Annotated in this window: 19 protein-coding genes and 4 pseudogenes; 10 read left to right on the top strand and 13 right to left on the bottom strand. The window is 58.6% G+C overall.

What is annotated here, in order from left to right; translation table 11 throughout:
• Window positions 1–32: 32 nt before the first annotated feature.
• Complete coding sequence (locus B4967_RS10170; protein WP_083025044.1) at window positions 33–479, bottom strand: MerR family transcriptional regulator; 447 nt, start codon at window positions 477–479, stop codon at window positions 33–35.
• Window positions 480–617: 138 nt separating this feature from the next.
• Here B4967_RS10170 and B4967_RS10175 point away from each other — a divergent pair, with 138 nt between their 5' ends.
• A complete protein-coding gene (locus B4967_RS10175; RefSeq protein WP_243470522.1) occupies window positions 618–1,574 on the top strand; it encodes an SO_0444 family Cu/Zn efflux transporter in 957 nt (318 codons plus the stop codon).
• 25 nt (window positions 1,575–1,599) lie between these two features.
• Here B4967_RS10175 and B4967_RS10180 read toward each other — a convergent pair whose 3' ends face one another.
• From B4967_RS10180 to B4967_RS10195, 4 genes and pseudogenes are all read right to left on the bottom strand, one after another.
• A complete protein-coding gene (locus tag B4967_RS10180) occupies window positions 1,600–2,964 on the bottom strand; it encodes a metal-dependent hydrolase family protein (RefSeq protein WP_083025194.1) in 1,365 nt (454 codons plus the stop codon).
• A gap of 275 nt (window positions 2,965–3,239) precedes the next feature.
• Window positions 3,240–4,543, bottom strand: a pseudogene (locus B4967_RS21340) (PQQ-dependent sugar dehydrogenase).
• Window positions 4,540–4,968: a DUF2231 domain-containing protein gene (locus B4967_RS10190; RefSeq protein WP_083025195.1), complete on the bottom strand. Its 429-nt coding sequence runs from the start codon at window positions 4,966–4,968 to the stop codon at window positions 4,540–4,542. Before B4967_RS10190 ends, B4967_RS21340 begins: the two are co-directional and overlap by 4 nt.
• Window positions 4,969–5,118: 150 nt before the next feature.
• Window positions 5,119–5,982, bottom strand: coding sequence for a LysR family transcriptional regulator (locus B4967_RS10195; RefSeq protein ID WP_207953616.1), 864 nt, complete (start codon window positions 5,980–5,982; stop codon window positions 5,119–5,121).
• 213 nt (window positions 5,983–6,195) lie between these two features.
• Here B4967_RS10195 and B4967_RS10200 point away from each other — a divergent pair, with 213 nt between their 5' ends.
• Window positions 6,196–6,774, top strand: coding sequence for an NAD(P)H-dependent oxidoreductase (locus B4967_RS10200; RefSeq protein ID WP_083025045.1), 579 nt, complete (start codon window positions 6,196–6,198; stop codon window positions 6,772–6,774).
• A 21-nt stretch (window positions 6,775–6,795) separates the two neighbouring features.
• Here B4967_RS10200 and B4967_RS21345 read toward each other — a convergent pair whose 3' ends face one another.
• Both B4967_RS21345 and B4967_RS10210 read right to left on the bottom strand, forming a co-directional pair.
• The gene (locus tag B4967_RS21345; protein ID WP_392567186.1) at window positions 6,796–7,131 is read right to left on the bottom strand and encodes a response regulator; all 336 of its coding nucleotides are present in this window, start codon (window positions 7,129–7,131) and stop codon (window positions 6,796–6,798) included.
• 25 nt (window positions 7,132–7,156) lie between these two features.
• On the bottom strand, window positions 7,157–7,348 hold the full coding sequence (locus tag B4967_RS10210; RefSeq protein WP_083025047.1) for a hypothetical protein: 192 nt from the start codon (window positions 7,346–7,348) through the stop codon (window positions 7,157–7,159).
• Between the two features lie 188 nt (window positions 7,349–7,536).
• Between B4967_RS10210 and B4967_RS10215 the strand changes: the two genes are divergently transcribed.
• From B4967_RS10215 to B4967_RS10230, 4 genes are all read left to right on the top strand, one after another.
• Complete coding sequence (locus tag B4967_RS10215; protein ID WP_083025049.1) at window positions 7,537–8,511, top strand: DUF2157 domain-containing protein; 975 nt, start codon at window positions 7,537–7,539, stop codon at window positions 8,509–8,511.
• Window positions 8,508–9,476, top strand: a complete 969-nt coding sequence (locus tag B4967_RS10220) for a DUF4401 domain-containing protein (RefSeq protein WP_083025051.1) — start codon at window positions 8,508–8,510, stop codon at window positions 9,474–9,476. Before B4967_RS10215 ends, B4967_RS10220 begins: the two co-directional genes overlap by 4 nt.
• A 94-nt stretch (window positions 9,477–9,570) precedes the next feature.
• Window positions 9,571–10,110, top strand: coding sequence for a GDYXXLXY domain-containing protein (locus tag B4967_RS10225; RefSeq protein WP_083025052.1), 540 nt, complete (start codon window positions 9,571–9,573; stop codon window positions 10,108–10,110).
• 186 nt (window positions 10,111–10,296) lie between these two features.
• Complete coding sequence (locus tag B4967_RS10230) at window positions 10,297–12,066, top strand: mechanosensitive ion channel family protein (protein ID WP_083025054.1); 1,770 nt, start codon at window positions 10,297–10,299, stop codon at window positions 12,064–12,066.
• Window positions 12,067–12,107: 41 nt separating this feature from the next.
• On the opposite strand, the pseudogene B4967_RS10235 reads toward B4967_RS10230, so the two are convergent.
• Window positions 12,108–15,587, bottom strand: a pseudogene (locus tag B4967_RS10235) (acyl-[ACP]--phospholipid O-acyltransferase).
• Between the two features lie 192 nt (window positions 15,588–15,779).
• Between B4967_RS10235 and B4967_RS10240 the strand changes: the two are divergent.
• Window positions 15,780–16,634: a putative RNA methyltransferase gene (locus tag B4967_RS10240; RefSeq protein WP_083025056.1), complete on the top strand. Its 855-nt coding sequence runs from the start codon at window positions 15,780–15,782 to the stop codon at window positions 16,632–16,634.
• Window positions 16,635–16,741: 107 nt separating this feature from the next.
• Here B4967_RS10240 and B4967_RS10245 read toward each other — a convergent pair whose 3' ends face one another.
• Both B4967_RS10245 and B4967_RS10250 read right to left on the bottom strand, forming a co-directional pair.
• The gene (locus B4967_RS10245; protein WP_009095703.1) at window positions 16,742–16,948 is read right to left on the bottom strand and encodes a cold-shock protein; all 207 of its coding nucleotides are present in this window, start codon (window positions 16,946–16,948) and stop codon (window positions 16,742–16,744) included.
• A 222-nt stretch (window positions 16,949–17,170) separates the two neighbouring features.
• Entirely contained in the window at window positions 17,171–17,386 is a 216-nt protein-coding gene (locus B4967_RS10250; protein WP_083025057.1) for a TIGR02450 family Trp-rich protein, read from the bottom strand.
• A 200-nt stretch (window positions 17,387–17,586) separates the two neighbouring features.
• Between B4967_RS10250 and B4967_RS10255 the strand changes: the two genes are divergently transcribed.
• Window positions 17,587–18,852 (top strand): dicarboxylate/amino acid:cation symporter, encoded by a 1,266-nt coding sequence (locus B4967_RS10255; protein WP_083025059.1) that lies wholly within the window; start codon window positions 17,587–17,589, stop codon window positions 18,850–18,852.
• A 29-nt stretch (window positions 18,853–18,881) separates the two neighbouring features.
• A complete protein-coding gene (locus B4967_RS10260) occupies window positions 18,882–19,358 on the top strand; it encodes a nucleoside deaminase (protein WP_083025062.1) in 477 nt (158 codons plus the stop codon).
• A 103-nt stretch (window positions 19,359–19,461) separates the two neighbouring features.
• Here B4967_RS10260 and B4967_RS10265 read toward each other — a convergent pair whose 3' ends face one another.
• On the bottom strand, window positions 19,462–19,635 hold the full coding sequence (locus B4967_RS10265; RefSeq protein ID WP_044629799.1) for a YqaE/Pmp3 family membrane protein: 174 nt from the start codon (window positions 19,633–19,635) through the stop codon (window positions 19,462–19,464).
• A gap of 186 nt (window positions 19,636–19,821) precedes the next feature.
• Between B4967_RS10265 and B4967_RS10270 the strand changes: the two are divergent.
• Window positions 19,822–21,863: pseudogene (locus B4967_RS10270) on the top strand (TonB-dependent receptor family protein).
• Between the two features lie 200 nt (window positions 21,864–22,063).
• On the opposite strand, the pseudogene B4967_RS10275 reads toward B4967_RS10270, so the two are convergent.
• Both B4967_RS10275 and B4967_RS10280 read right to left on the bottom strand, forming a co-directional pair.
• Window positions 22,064–24,643 (bottom strand): annotated as a pseudogene (locus tag B4967_RS10275) (glucose/quinate/shikimate family membrane-bound PQQ-dependent dehydrogenase).
• Window positions 24,644–24,924: 281 nt separating this feature from the next.
• Window positions 24,925–25,929 (bottom strand): NADP-dependent oxidoreductase, encoded by a 1,005-nt coding sequence (locus tag B4967_RS10280; RefSeq protein ID WP_083025064.1) that lies wholly within the window; start codon window positions 25,927–25,929, stop codon window positions 24,925–24,927.
• Window positions 25,930–25,949 lie beyond the last annotated feature (20 nt).

Raw genomic sequence — 25,949 nt, forward strand, 5'->3', positions numbered from 1 at the left:
CAAATCCACGTGAAGTGACGAAGAACCATTTTTTATGTATTGGGTTTTGTCCCACACCCCCGCTCGCTGCAGGTGGGTTGGTGGTCGTAGAGGGTTTGAATAATCTGGCAGTCGGCGGTTTTACCGCCCCGGCACTGATGAACCACTTGGCGCAGCTCGTCGGCTAGCGCCTGAAGCTTGGCAATACGCTCTTCTAGGTGCTCTAAATGGCGGCTGGCGATCTCATCGGCGGCGCTGCAGTCGGTATCTGGGTGGTCGGAAAGCTCGAGCAATTCCTGAATATTGTGTAGGTCTAGCCCTAGGCTGCGGCCATGGCGAATAAACCCAATGCGTTCCAGCGCGGCCTGACTATACAGCCGGTAGCCTTGCTCCCCACGTTTGGGTGGTGGCAATAGGCCCAGCTTTTCATAGTGGCGAATACTCTCTGGTGAGCAGCCTGTGCGGGCAGCAACATCTCCAATGCGGTAATACGTACTCATCGGCTTGCCCCTGCAACGATTACAGGGTTTAAGCTAGTCCTCATTCCCACCGTGAACAAGTAGGTGATGAGATGACGCTGATAACCGAGCTGCTACAAATTGCCTTAACGGCGGCCCCGTGGCTGCTGTTTGGGGCTAGTGATTGCCGGGCTGATTAAGGCGTGGTTGCCAGAACGCTTACTGCAGCGTTGGATGGGTGGTCGCGGCCTGGGTAGCATTGTGAGGGCGGCAGTGATTGGGATGCCGCTGCCACTGTGTTCCTGCGGGGCGATTCCTACCGCGATTGCGCTGCACCGGGGCGGTGCGGGGCGCGGGCCGACTACCTCGTTCTTAATTAGCACCCCAGGCGTGGGTGTGGACTCGATTCTGCTGACCAGCGTGCTGCTTGGCCCGCTGATGGCGGTGGTGCGCGTTGTGGGCGCATTGGTGACGGCCATTGTGACGGGCTTACTGGTGGGCTTTACCCGCGAAGCAGAGGCGGTTGAGCCTGTTGCTAAGAGCGGCTGCTGTTCGCCGCATGGCTGCCATGACCCCCACGCCGAAACCGGCGAACCTAGCGGTTTGAAAGCGGGGCTGCGTTATGCGTTTAACGATCTGTTGGATGACATCAGCGCGTGGATGTTTGCCGGGTTACTACTGGCTGGGGTGCTGATCACACTGGTGCCGCCAGATACCTTGGCACAATATTCAGGCGGTCTTTGGGCGTTGCTGCTGATGGCGGTGGTAGGTATTCCGCTCTACATATGTGCGGCTGCCGCCACGCCTGTGGCCGCTGGGCTACTATTAGCCGGTATCTCACCAGGAATGGCGCTGGTGTTCTTGCTGGCGGGGCCGATTTCCAGCCTTGCCACCCTCGCCATTCTGCGCCGCGAGCTGGGTAACTCAGCATTGGCGGTTTACTTGGCTAGCGTGCTGGTAGTGACCGTACTGGTAGGTTGGCTGTTTGATGTGGCCGTTGGCATGGCCGGCTGGAACCCGGTGGAGCAGGCCAGCCAAGTGCAAGAGCTGCTGCCCCACTGGTTAGAGTGGTTGGCTTTGGCGATGTTGGCTATGGTGGCTATCCGGCCGGTGCGTCGCCGTTTACTGGGCTTTTAACCGATAATGAGCTTTTAACCGAGGCTTAGCGGGTGTCTTTGTAAATACGCCCGCCTTTCATAATCATGCGCAGGTTCTGCTCTGGGTCGTGCAGAAAATCCAGATTGCGGCTGGGGTCGCCGTCTACCAGCAGTAGGTCTGCCCAGGCACCGGGTTCGATCTTGCCTAGCGTGCCGGGGTAGGGGTTGCGCGGGCCGGAGAGCGCTAGTAGTTCGCCGTTACGCCCGGTGGCCATAGCAAGCACGGTGAGCGGGTCGTAGAAGCGGGTGAGTTTGGCGAGCTGGCGCAGCTGGTTGGGCGTATTTTGTGGGTTAAACAGAATATCGGTGCCCCAGGCGGTTTTAATATCGAAGCGCTTAGCGAGTTCATAGGCGCGCACGGTGCCTTCTGCTACTTGCCGCTGAGATTCGCGACGGGCGGCATCGGGGTAAACGTTGGCGTCCTCATCCTGCAAAAATGGCTGCAGGCTCCACGAGGCGCCTTCGCCCGCCATCATGCGGGCGGCTTCTTCATCGGCCAGCTGGCCGTGTTCGATGGATTTCACACCCGCCCTCAGCGCCCGCTGTATGCCCCTTGGGGTGTACACATGCACCATCACATAGGTGCCCCAGTCGTCGGCAGCCTCTACCGCCGCCCGTAGTTCGCGCTCGGTAAACTGGGTGCTGTCGAGTGGGTCGTACAGCGAGGCAACGCCGCCACCGGCCATTAGTTTGATTTGTGAAGCGCCTAACATGAGCTGCTGACGGGTGCGTCTCAGTACTTCATCCTCCCCATCGGCAATCGCGGCTACCCCTTGGCGCTCCTGCTCGCTGAGCGGGGTGTTCGTGCTCCGTGGAATCTCGTGGCGCATACGGAAATCGCCATGCCCTGAGGTTTGAGAAATCATCGCCCCGGCGGGAAAGATGCGCGGGCCATCCACAATGCCTTCGTTAATGGCGCGTTGCTGCGCGAACGAGGGCCCGCCCACATCCCGTACTGTCGTTACACCCCGCATCAGCGTGCGCTTAGCTTCTTGAGCCGCCACCAGGTGAATGTAGCCCACATCAGCTGTCATGGCGGTGGTTTGGGTAATGGCCGCCAGCGTGGTGTGCCAGTGGGCGTCGATAAGCCCTGGCATTAATACGCGGCCGCCGCAGTCGACCACCTCTGCCCCTTCGGCAGCGGCATCAGCGGGCAGTAAGGAGTGAATACGGCCCTCTTCGATACGTACCGAAACGCCGCTTTGCAGGGCACTGCCACTGCCATCAAACAGCTGTAGGTTGGTTAGCAGCAGCGGGCCGTTGGTTTGGCGGGGCTGCGCACTCACCACCGAGGGCACGCTGAGCCCGGCAAACATCGCCATCAACGCAGCGGTGCCGCCCAGCACTTGGCGGCGCGTGAGGTCGGCCATAAACCCGTTCATGAAATTGCTGAAGCATAGGTGAACCGCAGTAGCAGGCACCGTGCCCATGCGTATGGTGGGCGTGAAACAGCGGAGCGTGAAGCGCATTGGCAGCGGGCATAGGCGGTCTCTTATCAGCGAGGTGAGCATTAAGGCGCTAAGCGCCGCGTAGCGATAGCACTTAATAAACTATAGTGAGTGCCGCTAAGCAAGTGCGGGATGGGGAGGCAGTGTGGGGGTGGGCAGGTGAGGAGGGAGGGGGTGGCAGGCCACCCGCCGAGGGCTTATGGACTATCCGGCGTCACCCGCCAAATAACGTTAGATAGGTCGTCGGCAATGATCAGCGCGCCGTCGGGGTCGACGGTGACACCTACCGGGCGGCCACGGGCGCGACCATCATCGGTGAGAAAGCCTGAAACAAAATCGATGGGGTCGCCGCTGGGCTGGCCGTTTCGGAACGGCACAAACACGACTTTGTAGCCTACCGGGTCGGCGCGGTTCCAACTGCCGTGTTCGCCGATAAACACCCCTTCAGCGAACTCATCGCCCATTTCGGGGATAGAAAAGGCGAGGCCTAGCGGTGCCACATGGGAACCCAAGGCGTAATCCGGCGCGATGGCGCTCTCGACTTTCTCCGGGTGGCGGGGCTGAACGCGGTGGTCTACGTGTTGGCCCCAGTAGCTGTAAGGCCAGCCGTAAAAGCCGCCCTCCTGCACGGTGGTGAGGTAATCGGGAACGAGGTCAGGGCCTAGCTCGTCGCGCTCGTTGACGACCGTCCATAGCTGCTCGGTGCCGGGCTGAATCGCCATAGCGGTGGGGTTACGCAGGCCGGTGGCGTAGGGGCGGTGCATGCCGGTGTTAGGGTCGATCTGCCAAATTTCCGCCCGATTAACCTCTGCCTCCATACCACGCTCGGTGATGTTGCTGTTGGAGCCAATCCCCACATAGAGAAACTGCCCATCGGCACTGGCGGCCATCGCTTTGGTCCAGTGGTGGTTGATCTCGGCGGGGAGGTGGGTAATTACCTCCGGTGGCTCGCTGGCTTGGGTTTGGCCCTCTTCGTAGTCAAAACGCACCAGGGCATCTTGGTTGGCCACGTAGAGGTTGTTATCCACCAGCGCGAGGCCGTAAGGGGCGTTGAGGTCGTCGGAAAGGTGGTTTGCTCTTCATAGCGACCGTCGCCGTCGGCATCGCGCAGCAGAGTCAGGCGATTACCGCTCTGCACCGAGGTGGTGCCCTGGGATTTAATCAGCCCGGCAATAAAGTCCTTCGGTTTGAGCTGCGGCGCGCTGCCGCCACTGCCTTCTGCCACCAAAATATCGCCGTTGGGCAGGACCAAAGTTTGGCGAGGGATCTGCAGGTCGGTGGCAATGGCGGTAATCGTGTAGCCCTCCGGCACGCTGGGTAGGGGGTCGCCCCACTCGGCGGGTTCGGGCACGCTCATATCCGGCAGCAGGCCACGGGAAGGCTCGGGCAGCGTGGGGTTGGGGCCGGAGCGCGTTATTTCTTGGGCGCTGGCGCTGCCTGCCGCCAATAGCAGGCAGAGCGGCGCGGCGTAAAGGCGAGGGTGTTTGATGCCATCCTTCATGGTTTGCCTCCGTGGCCGAAGCGGGAAAAACCGACCCAAACGGCGGTGCCCGCAAAGATGGTGACCACCAGGGAGAGCGCAAAACCAATCGGCATCATGCCCCAGGCATCCCGTGCGTGTATCAGGGCGTTCACAAAGCCGAGTACCCAGGTCAGTAGCAGTAGCGCTGGGTAGATCAGCAGCATAATGCTGCGCGGTTGGGCACGGAAGTAGCTAATCAGCGCGCTAATCAGCGCTAGCCGGGCAAACACTAGCCCGCCTGCGTTGAGCCAGGAGGCGAAGGTCGCCCACTGTATTTGGTAGCTGTTGGAGTAGGCGTAGTCGCTGAGCGTTGCGCCTAGAAACAGCGGTAGGCACCCCACCAGAAAAACCGCATGGAAGAGGGGCAGTCCACGTTGATAGGTATGCGTGTGGGTGGCTGTCACGGCATGCTCCTTATGCTGATCTAGCGAATGGCCATGCTTGGCTAATGGGATGATGTGCGTTCCGCCAAGCAACGGCCTCCTGTGTTGCCTACCCAGTGGAGGTCAGTGGCCGAGTTTTACCCAAAGCGAAGCAAGCGGCGCTTAGCGTTCTCACGGGCCGTGGGCATACTGCGCGGGGAGCCGCTCGGCTAAAAAATCCATGAACAGCCGTGTACGCTGAGACAGGGTGGCTTGCCGGTAGTAAACCGCGTTAATCGGCTGCGTGACGAGCTCGGTGTGGTCGGGCAGTACCTCTACCAAGGTGCGGTTTTGCCGGGGCGCGCGGGTCATGAAGTCCGCCAAACACACGATTCCTTCACCCTTGAGTGCGAGCTCCAGCAGCGTGCTGCCGCTGGAGGCAGCGAGGGTGGGCGTGATATGTAAGCGCTTACCATCGGCGCAGATCAGCGGCCAGTGGTTCAAGTGGTCGAGCTGGCTAAAACCGAGCAGGCTATGGCGGCAAAGCTCCTCTACCTGCTGCGGCGTGCCGTGGCGGGCTAAATAGGCGGGGCTAGCCAGCACCCGCAGTGCGCTATGGCCAAGGGGGCGGGCGTGAAGGGAGGAGTCCTCCAATGCGCCAATGCGAATGGCTAGATCTACCCGCTGCTCCAGCAAATCCACAAAGCGGTCATGGGTATCCAGCTCTAGGGTAATGCCAGGGTAGCGGGCGCGGAATTCGCCAATCACCGGCACAATCACGAACTGCATAAAACTGGGAGCGGCGTTAACCCGCAGCCGACCCTGGGGCTGGTCGTGACGGTCGAGCAGGGCCTCTTCGGCCTCTTCCACGGCGGCGATGATGCAGCGGCAGTGGGCTAGAAAGGTGTCCCCCTCTTCGGTCAGTTCCAAACGGCGGGTCGGGCGGCGCAGCAGCGTCGTGCCGAGCTTCTGCTCCAGGCGGTTCAGCGCACGGCTGACGCCGGAAACGGTAATGCCCAACCGCTCGGCGGCGGCGGTGATCGAGCCGCAATCCACGACGGGAAATAAACGCTTGCTGCTCTTCCAAGGTGCTTTTCATAGGTGGCTTGGGGGTGCGCCATGACTAAACAATTATTGATATTAGCGCAAAAGTATCTTGCCGACTCCTTGGTTTTTCTCGGCTGCTTTGCACTGCACAATAGCCGCCACTTAATGCCCTGCCCACCCTTGATAAGCGGGGCGGTCACGATAGACGGTGCGGTTTAAGCAATGAAGATACTGTTGATCAATGGTGGTAAGGCGTTTGCCCACTCTGGCGGTGAACTCAACAATACCCTGCATGCCGTGGCGGTGGATACGCTGAAAGAGCTAGGCCATGAAGTGCGCGAAACGGTTATCGAGCAGGGCTATGAGGTTGCCACCGAAGTGCAAAACTTCCTCTGGGCGGACAGCATTGTGTATCAAATGCCCGGCTGGTGGATGGGCACCCCCTGGACCGTAAAGCGCTACATTGATGAAGTCTTCACTGAAGGTCATGGCTCTCTGTACGCCAGCGATGGCCGCTCTCGCCAAGACCCGACCAAGCAGTATGGCAGCGGTGGCTTACTGCAAGGCCGCCATTACATGCTGTCGCTGACCTGGAACGCGCCGATTGAAGCGTTCGACGAGCCGGATAACTTCTTTGAAGGCCGTGGGGTGGATGGCGTTTACTTCCCGTTCCACAAGTCTCAGGAGTTTATTGGCCTTGCGGCTCAGCCGACCTTTATTGCCAATGATGTGATGAAGGTGCCGAATGTAGAGCGTGATAAAGCCGCTTACCGTACACACCTGCGCCGTGTGTTTGGTTAATTCGCCACGCTGCTAAAGCATTCACACACGCATCAACACAAGCGCCCACCGACGTCGGTGGGCGTTTTTTTGTGCCACGCTTAGCGCTCTCGGCTCAGGCTTTACACGGTGAATGAGCCGGTAGACGCAGGCAGAAAGATACGCCCTGATTTTTTCAAGTGAGGCGGAAGCCATGGCATCCACTCGCCGAAACAGCGCTTTTACCCGGGCGGAAAGCTCTGCCACGCTGAATGGCTTCGTGAGATAGTTGTCTGCTTCCATTTCCAGCCTCAGCACTCTGTCCAGCTCGGCCACGTGCATACGAACCAGCTCGCCGATACCTGGGTTGTCCTCGATGATCAGTACGTTTCGCGTCATAGCTTCCTGGCTCTCGAAAGGGGCGTTACTCTTTCATGCTGTCGGTGGAGTCCATGTGATCGCTCTCCATGCTCATGTCGTCCATGGAGTGGCTCATGCCATCGGATTGCATATTGTCTTGCATCATGCCGCCATCGTTTTTCATCTCTTCTGCATGGCTGACCATTGCCATCAGGCTGAATAGGCATAATGCTGCCAGAGTAGTGAACTTGTTCATGTGCTTAACTCTCCGAGAGAAGACCTGCCGGGTTGGTAGGCTCACTGTTAGTCTCGGAGTTCCTCGTCACGGGAACATCACAGGGTGTTAAAGAGTTTATCTCGCAAGTTTAACGAATGTATAACGCAGCGCTGCGAATACCGGTAGATACAACGACTGTGCATAAAAACTGTGCATAAGGAACCTCTGTGACCACGAACCGCCGTGAACTCGTCTCGCTGATTGAGCAAGGGGCGATGGCCCCTGAGCAGGTAGCCAAGGCCGTGAGCGTGGCAGGCCTGCATCCTGCGCCTCACGCCTGGGCGGCACTGCTCGATAGGCTGCTGCTGTGGCTAGGCGGCTTAGCACTGGCCTTTGCGGTGCTGTTTTTCGTGGCGTACCACTGGGTGGCGATGGGCCACTGGCTGCGCTTTGGCTTGGTGCAAGCGGCGCTATTGGTGGCCATTGGGGCAGCGGTTTGGTGGCCAGCCAGCCGCCGGGTGGTTCAGGTCGCGCTGACCGCTGCCTTTGTGCTGCTGGGCGTTCTGCTGGCGCTAGTAGGGCAGGTATACCAAACCGGCGCAGACCCGTGGCAGCTCTTTTTCGCCTGGGCCCTCTTGGGGCTGCCGTGGGTATGGGCGGCGCGTTTTAGCCCGCTTTGGCTGGTATGGCTGGGCGTGGGGAATCTGGCGATTTGGCTGCATGCCAGCGTATGGGGCTGGGGAGTGAATGGCCGCTTTCTCGCCGGGGAGTCGGGCTTATGGGGGCTTTGGGCAGCCAACGTAGCGGCGCAAGCAGTGTGGGAGTGGGGCGCCCAGCGACGAGGCTGGCCAGGGCGCTGGGCAATACGCACGCTGGCGCTGGGCAGTGGCCTACCCATCACGCTGCTCATGATGAGTTGGGTGGCTGGGTTCACCTTTGGCGTCACGCCAAGCGCGTTGCTTTACCCCGTTTGGTTGGCTGCGCTTTATGGCGTTTACCGTTGGTGGCGGTTGGATCTGTTTATGCTGGCCGGTGGCTGCGTATCGGTTATCGCCGTGCTGACGCTTTGTATGGCTCGCATGGTGATGTGGGAGGGGCAAGGCGATCCAGGCGGACTGCTGATCGTTGCCGTGACGGTATTTGCGCTAGGAGCGGCAGCCGTAGCGTGGCTAAAACGCCTACAGCGTGAGGCTATCCAATGAGCCAACAATATTCACCGTTGAAGCAAGCACTCGCGCAAGCGGGAGTGGTTCTGAATGAGCGGGCCACTGCCACGCATTCTATGCCCTGGTTCGTGCGCGGCGTTCAAGCGCTATCGGGCTGGCTGGCCGCGCTGTTTTTGTTGGGGTTTATCGCCACCGGCGTAGTGTGGGTGCTGGAAAGCCCGCTCGCGGCACTCCTGGTCGGCGGATTGATGGTACTAGGCGCGTATGCGCTGCTGCGACGCTCACCCGGCAGCGATGTGATGGAGCATATGGCGCTTGCGTTTAGCTTGGTGGGGCAGCTGTTGATCGCGTGGCCGCTAGCGGATGCGCTTAGCTTTTCTGTGGGCTTGGGCTGGGCACTGGTGATCATGCAAATGGCCGTGGCATGGGGGATGCCAAGTCGCCTTCACCGCTTTGTGGCCGTCGTGTTGGCGTGCCTTGCTTTGGAGTTTTCGCTTGCCGCCAGTGGGTTGACGCAGGTGGCGAGTGGCTTTGTGGTATTAGCGCTGGTGGGGCTGTGGTTGAACGAGTTGCGCTGGCCGGAGCGCCTGAGTGATATGCATGCCTGGGGCGTGGGCCTGTTAGTGGGCGTGCTTATGCTGCAAGGCGTTGCCCATGCGGGGCAGGCGCTATGGTTAGGCCACTTTGTGGAAATTGATGCGATTTCCCCGATGCTCAGCCGCAGCATCAGCACGGCGTTGGCAGGCGTGGCGCTGTTATGGGTGGTACATACGGCGCTGAGCCGCCACTCGACCTCAAGCAGTATGAGGTGGGCGGCGTATGGTGCTGCCTTGCTGGTGGCGGTGCTCTCTTATTTTGCGCCTGGGCTGAGTAGCGGCATCGCGGTGCTGCTGCTGGGCGTTGCGATTAGCCATCGGGTGTTAATGGCCAGCGGCATACTTCTTCTACTAGCGGCGGTCAGCGCCTATTTCTACTGGTTAGATATCTCGCTACTTCATTAGGCAGCGCTGCTGTGTGTGCTGGGCTTCGCGCTGTGAGCGCTGCATTGGGGGTTGCAACGCTGGCGCTTAGCGACAACAAAAGGCGGTGAACACCATGGCCGCTAGCGTTAGGCGTTTTCGATGGGTGGTGAGGCTGGCCACGCTGGCGGTGTTGGTCGTGGTCAACAACGCCATTTGGCAGAAGGAGCGACATATCGAGGAAGGGGAGGAGGTTTACCTGGAACTGGCCCCGGTCGACCCCCGCTCCCTAATGCAGGGCGACTATATGGCGCTAAACTTTGCCCTGGCGCACCGCCTGCAAAGCGAGCTCTATCAGCGCGCTGAAAATCTCCCAACCTCTATGAACGGTGACGTGGTCGTCCGTGTCGATAGCGCTCGAGTTGCTCACTTCCAGCGAATAGACGATGGCACACCGCTAGACGCGGATGAGCGGCGCTTAAAGTTTCGCCTGCGCCATGGGCAGGCGCGCTTTGCCACCAACGCCTTCTTCTTTCAGGAGGGCCACGCCAAGCGCTATGAAGCGGCCCATTACGGCGAGTTTCGAGTCAATAAAGGGGGCGAGTTGTTGCTCACCGCGCTGTATGACGACGCGTTTAACCGCTTAGGCAATTTGGAAAACGGAGTGAAAAACTAAGCTGTCATTTCTTGCCTCCTCCATACGCCAACAAGCGCTAGAGCCGCTATTGCTTGCCGGATAAGGTAACGTGGTCTGTACTTTGACCAACCATCGACACGGATAGCCCTCTGATTTAAGTGGGCGGGCGGCACAAGCCGTTGGTTGATGGCGGGTATTGGCTCACTTTTACTGAATAAGGCAAGGATGAAAAATTACAGCTCGTGGCCCGTTTGGGGTGTGCTGGTTGTCACGCTACTGTTCTCTAGCGTTGGCATGGCGCAAACGCAAGGCGATGAGAGCGAGGACCCGCGTTGGTTCACCATGGATGCGATCAACGCAGGGTTGGATGAGGTGCCTGAAGAGGCGAAACGTATGTCGCCCCGGGAGACCATCCGCAGCTTTTTGAATTTCACCGACGATGAAAATTACGCCGATGCGGCGCATTTGTTGAATCTGGCAGATATCGACCCTAGCGAGCAGCCCGCGCGGGGTACGGAGCTAGCCAAGCAACTGGCAGAGGTATTACGACGAGGTGAGTGGCTGAACGCCTCTAACCTGCCGGGTCGCCAAGATGCCGCCATTGAAGATCCTTCTGGCCAAAATCCTTTGGCTGGTGAGCCACGGCGCAACATTGAGTTGGCCGCGTTGCAAATAGAAGGGCAGGCCTACGATGTGCGGCTAGGGCGCTATCGGGTAGGCGAAGAAGACCCCATATGGCTCATTATGCCGGAGAGCGTCTCGTCGATTCCTGCGCTGTATGAAGAGTACGGACCCTCCATGCTAGAGAGCTACATTCCCGAGCAGCTCAAAGCGTCGTTTGGCGTGCTGAAGGTCTGGGAGTGGCTGGCGATCCCTATTTTTCTGATCACGATTGGCGTCACGGGTATCGCTACTTACTATTTGGTAGGCCTTATTGCGCGCATTCTGCCTCCCGGTATTTCCACCATTTTTGCTGATCAAATCGGCGTACCGGTAGCGATGATTGTGATGTCGTTGGTCACCCAGATGCTGCTGGATTACGTTGTGTCGTTTTCAGCGGTAGCGACCACGACGTTTAGGGTGCTACTGATTAGTATCATGGCGTGGGGCGCAGTCACCATTGCGTTAGGGGTGGTCGATACCATCATGCTGCGCATGACCCGCCGCTTGGTGGGGGAAATCGACGATACCAAACCCAAAGACAAACGCCGGCTGCTGACCTCACTCTACGCCCTGCGCCGGGTGATTATTTTAATCACCGTGGTGGCGGTTTCGGTGTATGTGCTGGGGCAAATCCAGCTGTTTGAATCCCTGGGGCTTTCCATTCTGGCCTCGGCCAGTGTGCTGGCGGTGCTGGTGGGCATCGCGGGGCAGACGGTGCTGGGGAATATCCTGTCATCGTTTCAGCTCTCGCTGGCCAAACCCATCCGCATTGGCGATTTGGTGATCTTTGAAGGACAGTGGTGCTATGTGGAAGGGATTTTCTACACCTTCATCCGCCTACGCTCCTGGGATGAGCGGCGGGTAATTGTGCCGGTCACCTACTTTACCTCCAAGCCGTTTGAAAACCTCTCGGTGAAGAGCACCAAAATGTATCGCTTTATGGAGTTAACCCTGCACCTAAGCGCGGCAATCTCCCAGGTGCGCGAGAAGTTTTTAGACTTCGCCAAGGAGGAGGAAAGCGTGATAGAGCATCATAAGCTGCTCTGCTACGTCACCGGTCAAACTGCCCACGCGCAAACGGTCACCTGCTACTTAATGACTTCCGACCCAATGGCAGGCTGGACCGCTGAGATGAACGTGCGTGAGAAGTTAATGGCCTATATCCGCGACGAACACCCGGAATGGTGGCCCCGCGACGTGGTGGTGATTAGCCACCATGATATTGCGCGTGGTGAGCATGCCAGACAATCAAGAGGCCAACAGAAAGGTGCGACTGGACAAACCGGTGAGTCAAACGACTCAAATGACGCACCGGACGGCAGCGCTGAGTAAGTTCACCAGAAAGGGCAGCGGCTAGGCCGCTGCCCTGTTTACTAAGGTGATAGACGGACGTCGGCCGCCAACTGCGCTTCGGCAAGCCGTTTCGCGCCAGCAAAGTCTGCTTTTCCTGACCCTAAACGAGGTATCTCTTCCACGGTGAGCCAGTCGCTGGGAATCATTAACGCGGGCGTGCCGTGGCTGCGTAGGGCGGTTTTGAGCGTTTTGGCGTCTAGCGGTGCTTCGCGCAGTAGGACGATACGTTCACCTTTGTTTGCATCGGGCAGGCTGACGGCCATCAGCGGTATGTCGGGGTCGTCGACGACCGCTCTGACCGCGGCTTCGACGGCGCTGAGGCTGATCATTTCGCCGCCGATTTTGGCAAAACGGGCGTAGCGGTCGATCAGTGTTAAAAAGCCATCTTCATCAATAAACCCTTTATCGCCGGTAACGTACCAGCGCTGGCCGTCGAAGCTTTTGAGGGCCTGTTCGGTGCGCTGGGGGTCGTTGAGATAGCCCTGCATCACCTGCGGCCCGCTAATCACAATCATGCCTGGCTCGTTGGTGGGTAGCTCCTCGAAGCGCTCAGGGTCGACGACCTTAATGCTGGTGCCGGGGAGCGGCATACCCACGGTGCCGGGCTTATTGCCTTTTTGAACCTGCTGGTAGTGAACGCCGACGGCGTCGGGTAGGCTAACGGCTGCCACTGGAGCGGTTTCTGTCGCGCCGTAGCCTTCATAAATTGCCTTATTGAATTTGTGCGCAAACCCTTCACGTACGCTGTCATCCAGGTTCTCGGCACCAGCCACCACAACACGCAGGCTTTCCAGCATGGCGGGCCGTACCTTTGCGCTGCGGTTGAACAGCCGCAGCATGCGGGAGGTTCCGAACATAATGGTGGCTTTAGGCTTGGCGACCGCGTTGGCGACGCCTGGGGCATCGGTGGGGTCGGCGTGACTGACCAGCGGCAGCCCTTCGATCAATGGCAGTAGCTGGGTGACGGTAAAACCGAACGCATGAAAGAGCGGCAGCGAGGCCATGACCACATCGTCGTGCTGAGTATTGAGCACATCGGAGGTCTGTTTGATATTGGCCATCAGGTTGGGGGGGCTCAGCATCACACCCTTGGGCTGCCCTTCGCTGCCGCTGGAGAACAGAATGGCCGCCGGGGCGCCCGCATTCCGTCCATAGCAGAACAGCGCTTGTAACAACCAAGCGGGCAGCGGGCGCACGGCAAGAAACGTACTGATGCGCTCAAACCGGGAGATCCCCGCCTGTAGATCTTCCAAATAGATCACCTGCTTGCCTTCCAGCAGCGCTTCCACCGCCAGCCCCCGCTGGCTCAGCTTTTCCATAAAGCGGCGTGAGGTGACGACGGTGCGAATATCGGCTTGCTGCAGCGCAGAGGCCAGGGCAGCTTGGCTGGCGGTGTAATTCAGGTTCACCAGCGTTTTACCCGCGAGCAGCGTGGCCACATTGGCCAATACCCCAGACGTGCTGGTAGGCAGCAGTAGGCCAAGCGTCGATTCGTTGAGGCTGCGGTGGCGAAAGCGCTTGGCGAGCAGCAGGCTAGCGGTGAGCGCTTGGCCTGCGTTGAGTGGGCGACTCAAGGTGTCGGCCAGCGTTGGGGCGCTTGGGCTGCGTTTGACACTGTTGATCCAGGCCTCAGGCAGCGAAGGCAGTTACTCCATGGCGTGTTGCCACGAGTGGGTCGCCTGCTCGAAAATACGCCGGTTGAGTACGTCGGCGGGGGTGTCTTTGGGCAGCGGTTTGCCAAAGGCAACTACCACCCCGCGGTGCAGCGGCGCATTGCGTAGCTCTTTGAGTTTGCTAGACGAGCGGGAGAATTGGCTGCCCCACAGGCCGCGCAGGTAAAACGGCACGATGCGTACTCTGGGTGGGCGTGTTTGCAGGCGCGCTCGTAGCCACGGCGCAGCTCACCCAGCTGGCCGTTGCGGCTAATCGCTCCTTCGGGAAACAGGCAAACCACTTCCCCTGCGTTGAGCTGCTCGGCCACGGCGGCCAGCGCGTTCTCGGCCCCTGCGCCGCGCTCAATGGGAATGCAGCCCAGCGCTTTAAAGAACCAGCGTAGGTACCAGCGCTGGTAGATGTTTTTCAGCATCACAAAGCGCACCGGGCGCGGGCTAGCAATTTGCACCATCGCCCAGTCTACCCAGCTAATGTGGTTGCCCAGCAGCAGCACGCCGCCTTGGGCCGGCAGGTTTTCCAGTCCGTGAACGTCTACGCGGTAACGGCGGGTAAGCAGGAAGCTGAGAATGAAGCGCACTAAGCTCTGGGGCAGTTTGAAAATGGTGTAGCCACCGCCCACCATCGCCACGCTGGCGACCAAAAGCAGCAGGTAGTGGCTATCTACCCCCGCCAGCGCGAACAGCGCAGTGAGCACCAAAAAGCCCAGCATCGACAGGTTTTGGATCCAGTTATTGGCGGCCAGCACGGTGCCAAGCTCGTGGTCCGCCGCATGAAACTGGATTAATGCGTTGAGCGGCACGATAAATAGCCCGCCCATCATGCCGATGCACACAAAGTTGAGCGCTTGGCTGGTGGGCGTGGTGAGGAGAGGAAGGCACCAAAGCCCGACGGCGACACCGACAGCGCCCAGCGGAATTAACCCGGATTCAATACGGTTGCGGGAGAGCTTGCTGGCTAACAGCGAGCCGAGAGCAATGCCGATACCGCTGGCGGCGAGAATGGCTTGCAGCACCAGCGTGTTCTCAAGGCTGAGCGCTTCTTTGGCATAGGCGGGAAAAGCGGCCAGCAGCACTTGCCCCACCGACCAGAACGTTGCCAACCCAATGATGGAGAGCCGCAGCACCGGCTGGCGGGCAAGAATGCTCAAGTTGTCTTTTAACGCAGTGCCACTGCGGTAGCGTGCCCAAGTTAGCGGGGCAGCAGTAGGCTGTGCTTCTCCAGTTTGAGCTGATAAAGGGCGACGACCTGAAGGCCGCTGTTAAGCACCAGTAGCAGCCCAGCGGGGCGATATGGCGCAGTAGGTCGCTTGGGGTGCGGGCGCTGGGTGTGACCCAGTGTTCAAACAGGGCGGTAAACGCCACCGTCCCGGCCAAGATCGCGCCAATGGTAACCGCCTGCACTAGCCCGTTGGCTTCGGCTAGCCGGGGCTTACCAAATAGCCCTTTCACTAGGCCGTACTTGGCGGGTGAGTAGAACGCCGACTGAATGGCCAGCAGCAGCGTCATCGCAAAAGCAAGCCAGAACCAGCCTTGGTAATAGGCGGCCGTGATCCCCAGCGACACCGCCACCGCCGTCCAGGCGGAGAGCCTTAGCACACGTACTTTGGGAGTGCTGTCGGCAATATGGCCTGTCGGGCTGAAGAGGAGAATAAACGGAAGCAGAATCAGCCCATTCACCAGGGCGGTAAGCACGACCTGGGTTGCGCCATCGTAGCTTTTGAAAATCGTATTCTGAATGACGATTTTGTGCCCGAGATCTACGAAGGCATTGAGAAAAATGGCCATCAAGTAGGGCCAAGCGCCCGCGATGCGCAGCAAAGGTTGCATGGTGTGTCGCCTTAGTCGCCGAAAGTTAACGCACTGTCGGCAAACGGGGTGAGTGTTGCAACGCTCACCGTTCAAGTTGAGTTATATGGGCTTTCCGGTATCGTTAATGTTTAGATGCCTGATGCCCTCGATGATGTGTCAGCATATTGCCCGTCTATTCACACCAGAAAAAGCCGTCACGAGAAACTTCCGATGAATCGTACCCCTTTTCAGGCCCTGGCCTGCCCGTTAGACGGCGAACCGCTCCATTTGGAAGGCGGCACTTGGCGGTGTGCGTCAAACCACAGTTTCGATGTGGCGAAACAGGGCTATATCAATCTGCTACCAGTGCAGCAGAAACGCTCCACCGACCCCGGCGACAGCAAAGCTATGGTGGCCGCACGCCAGCGCTTTTTGGCGGCGGGTGACTATGCGCCCATTGCAAAGGCGCTTAGCCAGGCGGTGATGCGCCACTGTGAGCAGGCAGAAACGTACAGTTGCCTGGATGCAGGCTGTGGCGAGGGTTACTACCTGCGCCAGGTGGCTCAGCGCTTGCCCGAGAACCAGCCGCTCTCACTGATGGGGCTGGATATCTCGAAGTGGGCGGTGCAGTCGGCGGCGAAGCAAGAGGATAAGCACGCACCGATCAGCCGTTGGGTAGTGGGCAGTAACGCCCAATTGCCGGTGCAGTCAGCAACGCTGGATAGCGTGCTGTGTATGTTTGGATTTCCGGTACACGGTGAGTTTGCACGTGTACTTAAGCCGGGCGGGCAACTGCTTCAAGTAGAAGCGGGGCCGGAGCACCTGCGCGAGCTGCGGGAAATTATTTATCCCACCTTAAAACCTGCACGTGAGAAAGCGCCTGATGTACCGGAAGGGCTTGCCCACCGAGCTTCCGAGCAGATTCGCTACGCTATTTCATTAGAAGGGGCCGACGTTATCCGCGATTTGCTGACCATGACGCCGCATTTGTATCGTGCCAGTGCGGAGGGGCGCGAGCGAGCAGCTAACTTGGAGCAGCTAACGCTGACTATTGATGCTCAACTGATCGTATGGGAGAGGATTTAATACCCAAACGCAAAAAGGCCCGCCGAGGCGGGCCTTTCTGTTCGAACCGTTCACCTAATGGGTGAGGGTTCTAGCAAACTTTTCAGTGCTATCTAAGAAGATAGGACTTAGGAGATTTGCTTGATGTTAGAAGCCTGAAGGCCTTTTTTACCCTGGGTAACGTCGAAAGAGACGTTAGCGCCTTCCTGAAGGGTTTTGAAGCCGTCAGACTGAATTTCGGAGAAGTGTGCAAACAGATCGTCGCCACCGTCAGAAGGAGCGATGAAACCGAAGCCTTTGGTGTCGTTAAACCATTTAACTGTGCCAGTTGCCATTGTGTAAATCCTTTCGCGCTAATGCGCCGTAATAAAATTCCTGGTATTACCCAGATGAAGTAGCGGGTGAAACAAGGAATACAATATCAGGCTGCCGAAAAAGATCGTACACTTCTGAAACCATGCTGCTTGCTAACCAACTGACGCTACAGTGTCATGCTTCTTAGCCTAGGTCAAAGCCTTTTTGCATTTATTTTCTTAGGGCAGGGAGTGATAGGTTCGCTACTTCCAACCCATTTTCCAGGTGCTATCGTCTTTTAGCGCTTGCCACGCCATCGTTGTTTCCCGGTGGGAGTGAACCGCTTCCAGCACCACGTCCACTACGTTCTCCTCTTCATCACGTAGCAGTTGGGTCACGATAAAGTGTTTTTCTTTATTACGTGGCGTCACCGCGGTCCATTTGCTGTGGTGGAGTTTGTTAGGGTTGATCGTATTCATAGTGGCTCCTGTTAGTGGCGTTGAGGAGAGGCAAGCAATCGGCCCTGTGTAAAGTCGCCATAGGTGCCATGCTAAGCTATTTAGTCGGCGTGATGGAGTGCAATTAAACACCGCGCTGGCTTGGCAACCCGTGATGATGCTCCATGACGTGGTTTTACCACTGATTTACATCAACCTGATTTCAACCAGCAGGGCATTCAATGACATATTTATGGAAGCGCTACCTTCAAGCGTCACTCATTTTGCGCGTCACCATCGCGCTGGTGATGGGGGTTCTGGTGGGCATCGTTGGCGGTGACTGGGTGGCCGTTTGGCTGGCACCGCTGGGCGATTTACTGCTTCGTCTCCTGACCTTCCTCATCGTGCCGATTGTACTGTTTACACTCATGGTAGGGGTGAATCAGTCGCGGGAAGGCAGTGCAGGGCGCGTTGGCGGCAAAGTGTTTATTTACTATTTGGCCTCTTCAGCATTCGCCATCGTGGTAGGCCTAACCGTGGCAACGCTATTTAGCCCAGGCAGCGGCATGACGCTCAACGACAGCGCGAGTTTCTCGGTACCCGAGAATCCCGGCGTGGTCGATGCGCTGCTCAATATCGTGCCGGGTAATATCGTGGCCGCCTTTGCCGAACTCAATATGCTGGGCATCATCTTTACCGCGCTGGTGTTCGGGATTGCGCTGTTGAAAATGCGCCAATCTGAGCAGCAGCACGCGCTTGGCGAGCAGCTTTATCAAGTTATTGAAGGGTTAAACGAGGTCACCCTGAAAGTGATGTCGGGGGTGCTGCATTTTGTGCCCATTGGCGTCTTTGCCATTGTTGCTGAAACGGTGAGCCAGCAGGGGATGGAAACGCTTCTCTCGTTGGGTGACATGGTGATGGTGCTGTACATCGCGCTCGGCGCACAGCTGTTGATCTACTGTGCGGTGATGCTGCTGTTTGGCGTGAAGTTACGCAGCTTTTTTGGTGAGGCGCGCACGCCGATGGCCACCGCGTTTGCAACCCAAAGCAGCTCCGGCACGCTGCCTGTCACGATTAACGCCGCGCAGCGTTTAGGCATCCCGAAAAGTATTTATGGCTTTAGCCTGCCGCTGGGAGCAACGCTCAATATGGACGGTGCCGCCATCCGTATTGCCATTTCAGCGGTGTTTGCCGCCAACGTGATTGGCGCGCCGCTGGATTTGATGAGCATGGTGCAGATTGTGCGGATCGGCACGCTGGTGACGGTAGGCACGGCTGGGGTGCCGGGGGCGGGCATTATCATGATTGCCACCGTGTTTGCTCAAGTAGGCCTGCCCATTGAAACCGTGGCGCTATTAACCGCCATTGATGCCCTGGTAGGCATGGGTGCAACAGCGCTGAATGTCACGGGAGACTTGGTCGGCACGACCGTGATTGCCCGAAGTGAAGGGCATACGCTGGCTGAAGCGCCTGATGAAGAGGGCGGCCACGCGGTGGAGAACGGTTAATCCGTATTCAGACGATAGGGGAGGTCAGCATGGTTTACGATCATGAGTATCGCTACTTAGAACGCGCCGTGGCGCTGGCAGAAGAGGCGCTCAACGCCGGTGATGAACCCTTTGGCAGCGTATTAGTCAGCGCCCAGGGCGAGATACTGGCGGAAGACCGCAACCGTATTGCTGGAGGCGACGCCACGCAGCACCCTGAGTTTGCGCTGGCCCGCTGGGCAGCCAATCACCTGTCACCAGAAGCGCGTGCGGCCGCCACGGTGTATACCTCGGGTGAGCACTGCCCCATGTGTGCGGCGGCCCATGGCTGGGTAGGGTTGGGGCGGATCATTTACGTCAGCTCAACCGAGCAGCTAGGGAAGTGGTTGGCCGAGTGGGGCGTGGCACCGCCGCCAGTGGCTACGCTACCAATCAACGAGGTAGTGCCTGGGCTTGCGGTAGATGGCCCGGTGCCAGGGTTGGACGAGCAAGTACACGCGTTGCATCGCCGCCTGCATGGCAAATAGCCGCGCTGTTTCAACCATGGCTAAACGAGAACGCCGCCTTGCGCAAAGCAAGGCGGCGTTTGTTAAACTAATGACGCAATGAGAGATTACGCAATGAAAGAGGCTAGTGCTTCAATATGACGTAGAAGGCGTGAATGATGCCTGGAATGAAGCCAAAGAGCGTCAGCAGGATATTGAGCCAAAAGTGTCCTTTGAAACCGACCTCAAAAAACACCCCTAGCGGGGGGAAGATAACCGCAAAAATCATCTTGATCGGGTCAGTCGCGGTAAACGCCATGTAGCCTCCTTTGCTTACACCGTTAGTATAATGTTGCCCAGCCGCCAGTGTAGAACTAATCCCTACACTTGGCTAATTAGTCACTCCATCATACGACTACCATTTTACGTAGCCGTTCCCCGATGAACGTCATAACGTTGAACGTTCACTGATGATTCACTGGGATTTTTCATTGGAAAGGATGCCATGACTCGCTATCTCTCACCTTCATTATTGTTACTCAGCACCGCTTTTGCCGCCCCCGTATGGGCACAAACTGATGCAGAAGCCGTACTGCCCACCGTAGAAGTCAGCGCACCGCGTTTAGCGCGTGAGCTTTACGCCACGCCTGCTGCGGTCTCGACGATAGAGCAAGACGCCATTGCCCAAGGCCAGCAGCGGGTGCGTTTGGATGAGTCGCTCAACCGGGTGCCGGGTGTTTTCCTGCAGAACCGCGATAATTTTGCCCAGGGGCAGCGTATTTCGATTCGCGGCTTTGGTGCCCGTGCGCCGTTTGGGGTGCGAGGCATTACGGTGATGGTGGACGGCATTCCCTACACGCTGCCGGATGGGCAGGCCCAGCTAGATGCGATTGATTTGGATAGCGCTGAGCGCATTGAGGTCATTCGCGGGCCGTCCTCGGTGCTCTACGGCAACGCGGCGGGTGGCGTGATCGACATTACCACCGCCGATGGAGCGACAACCCCGGCACTCGGCTGCGCATGGGCGCCGGTAGCGATGGCTACCAGAAAATGGCGCTGCAAAATGGCGGCGTGCAGGGGGATTGGTCGCACCATATCAGCCTCACTGCGCTGAACGTAGATGGCTACCGGGAGCAGAGTTCCACCGAGAAGTATCTTCTCAATGCCAAGCTGCGCCGTGAGCTGGGCAGCGATCGGGCACTCACCGCGATTATTAACCTGCTGGATAATCCCCGCTCGGAAGACCCCGGCGCGCTCAACGCCCGCGAGGTGGCCGAAGGGCGCGACCAAGCCGCACCGAACTCGCTGGCGCTGGATGCTGGTCAAACCGTCGATCAGCAGTTGATCGGCCTGCAATACGAGGATTTGTCCGCTGGGGAGGGCGAACTGTACCTGAAAGGCTTTATCGCTCAGAGGGATTTTGAGCAACAGCTACCGTTTGTGGGCAGCAGCCGCTTGGGCTATCAGCGCGATTACATGGGCGCTAGCGCCGAATATCACCACGAGGTAACGCTAGGCAACCTGCCGCTGAATTACATCGTTGGGGTGGATGCCGCACGCCAGAAAGATGACCGCTTCCGCAACGATGTGAATCCCCAAGGGGAGGTGGGCGAGCCGCTCGCCGATGAAACCCAAACCGCGACCTCCACTGGCGTGTTTGCCCAGGGGGATTTAGCGCTGTCGGAGCCGCTGACGCTGTCGCTGGGCGCGCGGTTTGACCGGGTGGACCTTGATGTCGACGACGATTTTGCCGCCGACGGTGACCAGAGCGGCCAGCGCACCTTCAACGAATGGAGCGGCTCTGCCGGGCTGAGTTACCGCTACCGCCCGCAGCACCAAGCGTATATCAATACCGGTACCGCCTTTGAGACGCCGACGTTCTCTGAGTTTGCCAACCCCGCTGGCGGTGGTTTCAACCCCAGCGTAGAGCCGCAAAAAGCCTGGAACCGTGAAGTGGGGCTGCGCGGTTATATCGAGCCGCTGGCGCTGGATTACGATGTAGCGCTCTTCTCCGTCCGTGTGCGCGATGAGCTGGTGCCCTACGACGAAGGCGGCCGCACGTTCTACCAGAACGCCGGGGATACCAACCGTGATGGTGTCGAACTGGCGTTGGGGTGGCAGCTGGCCGACCAGTGGCGCTTGGACAGTGCGCTGACCCTGGCGCGCTACGAGTTCGACGAGTTTGCCACTCCTTCTGAACGCTTCGATGGCAACCGCATTCCCGGCCTGCCGGAACAAACCTGGGTGAACCAGCTAACGTGGGAGAACCTCGACGAGCGCTTCGCCACGCTAGAGACTGAATACGTCGGTGACTTGGTGGCCGATAACGCCAACGAGACGTCGGTGGATAGCTACTGGCTGGTGAACCTGCGGGTAGGCGACGGCTGGCAGCTGAGCCAACAGACTCGGCTAAGCGCTTATGTGGGCCTGCGAAATCTGCTGGATGAAGAGCACTACTCCCATGTGCGCTTGAACGGCACCTTTGGACGCTTTTACGAACCCGCCCCAGGGCGTAGCGTCTATGGTGGTGTCGAGCTGAGTTTTTAAGACAGGCGATGTTTAAGGCTGCATCAGAGTTTGATGGCTGAGCAACCCGTAGCGGGGGCCTTTCGCCATGGATGGCGAAAGTAGCGTCCATGGATGGATTTACAGCGCCCCCGCCCAGGGTTGTTCAGACAGCCCCATACACGAAAAGGGCGGCCATTGGCCGCCCGTTTTCTATCTAGCTGACTCCGTAGAGCTAGCAGTTACTCCGGTAACGCGTAGCCAATCACGTAGTCACCCATCTTGGTGCCAAAGGTACCGTGACCACCGGCCGTCACCACCACGTACTGGCGGCCATCGGCGCCGGTATAGGTCATCGGCGTGGCCTGACCACCGGCGGGGAAACGCGCTTTTTACAGCTCTTCACCCCTGGTGATGTCGTAGCCGCGCAGATACTGGTCCAGCGTGCCGCTCAAGAAAGAGACGCCGCCAGCGGTGGTCAGCGGGCCGCCCAGCGCGGGCACGCCCACGTTCAACCCAATCGGCAGGCCAAAGGGCATGCTGTCGCGGGTAGTACCGTTGCGATGTTTCCACACGACTTCGGCATCCTGCAGGTCAATACCGGCCACATCGCCCCAGGAGGGCGCTTGGCAGGGTAAGCCCAGCACGGAAAGCAGCGGGCCTAGTTCTACCGCATAGGGCGCGCCTTCGTTGGGCTGTAGACCCTGCTCGCTGGCGGAGCCTTGGCCCTCTTGCACTGGGTCACGGGGCACCAGCGTAGACACGAATGCGAGGTACTTCGCGCCGGTAAACAGTGCCTGGCGCTCAGGATCCACCGCAACGCCACCCCAGTTCATTACCCCCACATTACCCGGGTAGACGATGCTGCCTTCCAAGGAGGGCGGCGTGTACTGGCCTTCGTAGCGCAGCGAGCGGAACTGGATACGACACATCATCTGATCGAACGGTGACGCGCCCCACATATCCCGCTCGGTGAGCGGCGGTGGCAGCAGGTTCAGTGCCGAGCGTGGCTGCGTTTCTGCGGTCCAGTCGCCTTCGATAGCCCCTTGCGGTGCGGGCACTTCTTCGATCGGCACGATGGGCTCGCCGGTTTCCCGGTTGAGCACGTAGAGGCTGCCCTGCTTTGTGGGCTGAATGACGGCGGGCTGGGTGCCGTTTTCCGTTGCCAAGTCGATCAGAACCGGCTGAGCCGGGGTGTCCATATCCCACAGGTCGTGGTGAACGAACTGGTAGACCCAGGCCACTTTGCCGTCGTCCAAATTCAGCGCTACGAGCCCTGCGCTGTAGGTTTCATCGTTTTCAGAGCGGTCAGCGCCGTACTGATCCGGCGTGGCGTTGCCCATGGGCAGATACACAAGCCCCAATTCTTCATCGACGCTGATGGGTGCCCACACGTTGGGAGAGCCGCGGGTATAGGTTTCACCCTCTTCGAGTGGGGCGGTGTCGTCTGGGTTGCCACTGTCCCAGTTCCACACCAGCTCGCCGGTATGCACGTCGAAGGCACGAATCACGCCGGACGGCTCGTCGATGGAGCTGTTGTCGGTGCCGTGGCCGCCCAAAATGACCAGGTCTTCCGTCACCGTGGCTGGAGAGGTGGAGTAGTAGCCGCCGGGGGAGAACTCGCCGATGTTATTGGTAAGATCCACTTCGCCGTTGTTGCCAAAGCTTTCGCAGCGCGCGCCGGTATCGGCATTCAGCGCAATCAGGCGGGCATCGGCAGTGGGCAAGTAGAGCCTGCGCGGGCACATTACGTCCGTGGAGCTAATCATCTCAGAAGCGTCACCTTCATCGGATGCCAGCGCCGGGCTGTCGCCGAGGCCGCTGATGAAGAGCAGGAAGGCCAGGTCCAGGTCGAACTGGCTGCCGTCATCGAACAGCACGCGAGGAGTGGCCGCGCCGTCTTCCGCAGACGCCGTGCCATCGTTAGTGCTGCTGTCTGTATTTTCAGCGTCGTCGTTCGAGGCTTCGTCGTTAGAAGAATCGTAGTTAGACGCATCGTAGTAGGCGAGGCCGCGGCAGGTCATGTGGGCCCAACCGGAGAAATCGTCTGCGCCCATGGTGCTGATATTGGGATCAAACTCCCAAAGGGTTTCGCCGGTTTCCGGTGACAGCGCCATGGCACGGCTATGCGAGGTGCAGATATATAGGCTGTCGTTGACTTTCAGCGGCGTGTTCTGGTTGGTAATTTCCGGCGGAGCGTTGGGGCCGGGTTCATCGCCGGTTTGAATGCGCCACACTTCTTCCAGTTCGCCAACGTTCTCGGGCGTGATTTGGTCGCGTGACGAGTAGTGGGTGCCAGCATTGGTACCGCCGTAGGCAGGCCAGTCGTCGCCCGCGACCTGGGCCGGATTAACGTCCTCGGTGTTATTGGCGGACTCGATGGTGCCCTCCACCGTACCGGGGTAGCTAAACTGGCTGGCAATAGCGACGATGATAGCCGCGCCAATGCTGGCCGTAAGGGCGAGGCTGCCACCGCGCGAGTTGAGCGGTTTGCGCCACCACGGCAGCAGCATGATGATGCCGATGAGACAGGGAATGGCGACCCTGGGTACCAGTTGCCACCAGTCGAGGCCTACTTCCCAAAGTGCCCAAACCAGGGTGGCCAATAGAATGAGCGCGTACAGCCAAAGTGCCGCGCCTTTTCGCAGTGCTAGCAGCAGCCCAGCAACCACCACGGCGACCCCAGCGATCAAGTAGTAAGCGCTACCGCCTAGCATAAGCAGTTGGCCGCCGCCCACGGCAAGTGCTACGCCAACTATCGCTAGCAGCAAACCCAGCAGCAAGGCTGGCCATTTGCCGCGAGCACGTGTGTGTTCATCCATGAGGTAAACCCCTATTTACAACGAGTTGATGCTGATTTACCAAAGAGTAAAAGCAGCGGTTCCACAACGTGCCCTAACCCATCGGCAGCGCCGATGGGTTAAAACACACATTGATTATCTATAATTTTAATAATCAATTCGCTTTTGGTCTAATACTTTGCTGGCTAATTATTTCTATCGACAAAAAAGCCGCGCTATTCACCATAGCGCGGCTCAGATAGATAAGCTGGGAAAGGTGTCAGATTTAACCTAGCGTAACCTCGTTAACAGCAGCCTGGTGCTTAATCAGATAGCTTCACCAGCATTTTGCCGGTATTGCCGCCTTCAAACAGCGCTAAAAAGGCGTCTGGCGTGCTTTCAAGACCTTCTTTGATCGTCTCTTTATAGTCCAGCTTGCCATCAGCGACCTGAGGAGCGACTTCATTTAAGAAGTAGCCATAGCTGGCCCAGTGGTCGGCGACAATAAAGCCCTGCATTTTGGCTTTACGTGCCACCAACTGCGACAGGTTACTTGGCCCTGGGGCTGGGGTTTCCGCATTGTAGCCATCAATCATCCCGCAGACGGCAATGCGTGCGCCTTCGTTAAGTTGGCTGAGTGCCGCTTCCAGGCAGATACCGCCTACGTTCTTAAAATAGACGTCGATGCCGTTGGGGCTGGCGAGCTTAATGGCATCGCTCAGTTCTTGAGCGCTGCGGTCACGATAGCTGACCGGTTCAACGCCTAGCGACTCCCGCCAAGCAAGCTTATGCGCAGCACCTGCGATACCCACGACATGGCAGCCTTTTGCTTTTGCCAGCTGCACCACCAGAGACCCCACCGCGCCGCTGGCGGCACTCACCAAAACGTTATCGCCCGGCTTGCACTCGGCAATCAGGTTAAGGCCTGTCCAGGCGGTCATGCCGGGCATGCCCAGAACGCCTAGGTAGGCTTGGTCGGGCACGTTGTGATCTGGAAGAACGGTGACACTATCTCCCGGCAGCTGTGCGATATCGCGCCAGCCGCCCATGTGGCTCACTTTATCGCCCACTTTCAAGTGGGGGTGGTTAGAGGCGATGACTTCGCCAATCGCGCCGCCCTCCATTGGCTTTCCAAGCTGAAAGGGCGCTACGTAGGTGTGCACGCCGCTCATCCGGCCACGCATGTAGGGGTCTACCGAGAGCCAGTGATTGCGAATGCGTACTTCGCCTTCATCTAGGTCGGGAAGCTCCTGGCTCTCTAAGGAAAATAGCTCGCGCTTAGGTAGGCCGGTGGGGTGGTCGGTGAGGGTATAAAAACGAGATAGCATCGCTGCCTCCTGCATCAAGA

It is taken from the genome of Vreelandella lionensis, assembly GCF_002087295.1.
In the GTDB taxonomy this organism is placed as follows: Bacteria; Pseudomonadota; Gammaproteobacteria; order Pseudomonadales; family Halomonadaceae; genus Vreelandella; species Vreelandella lionensis.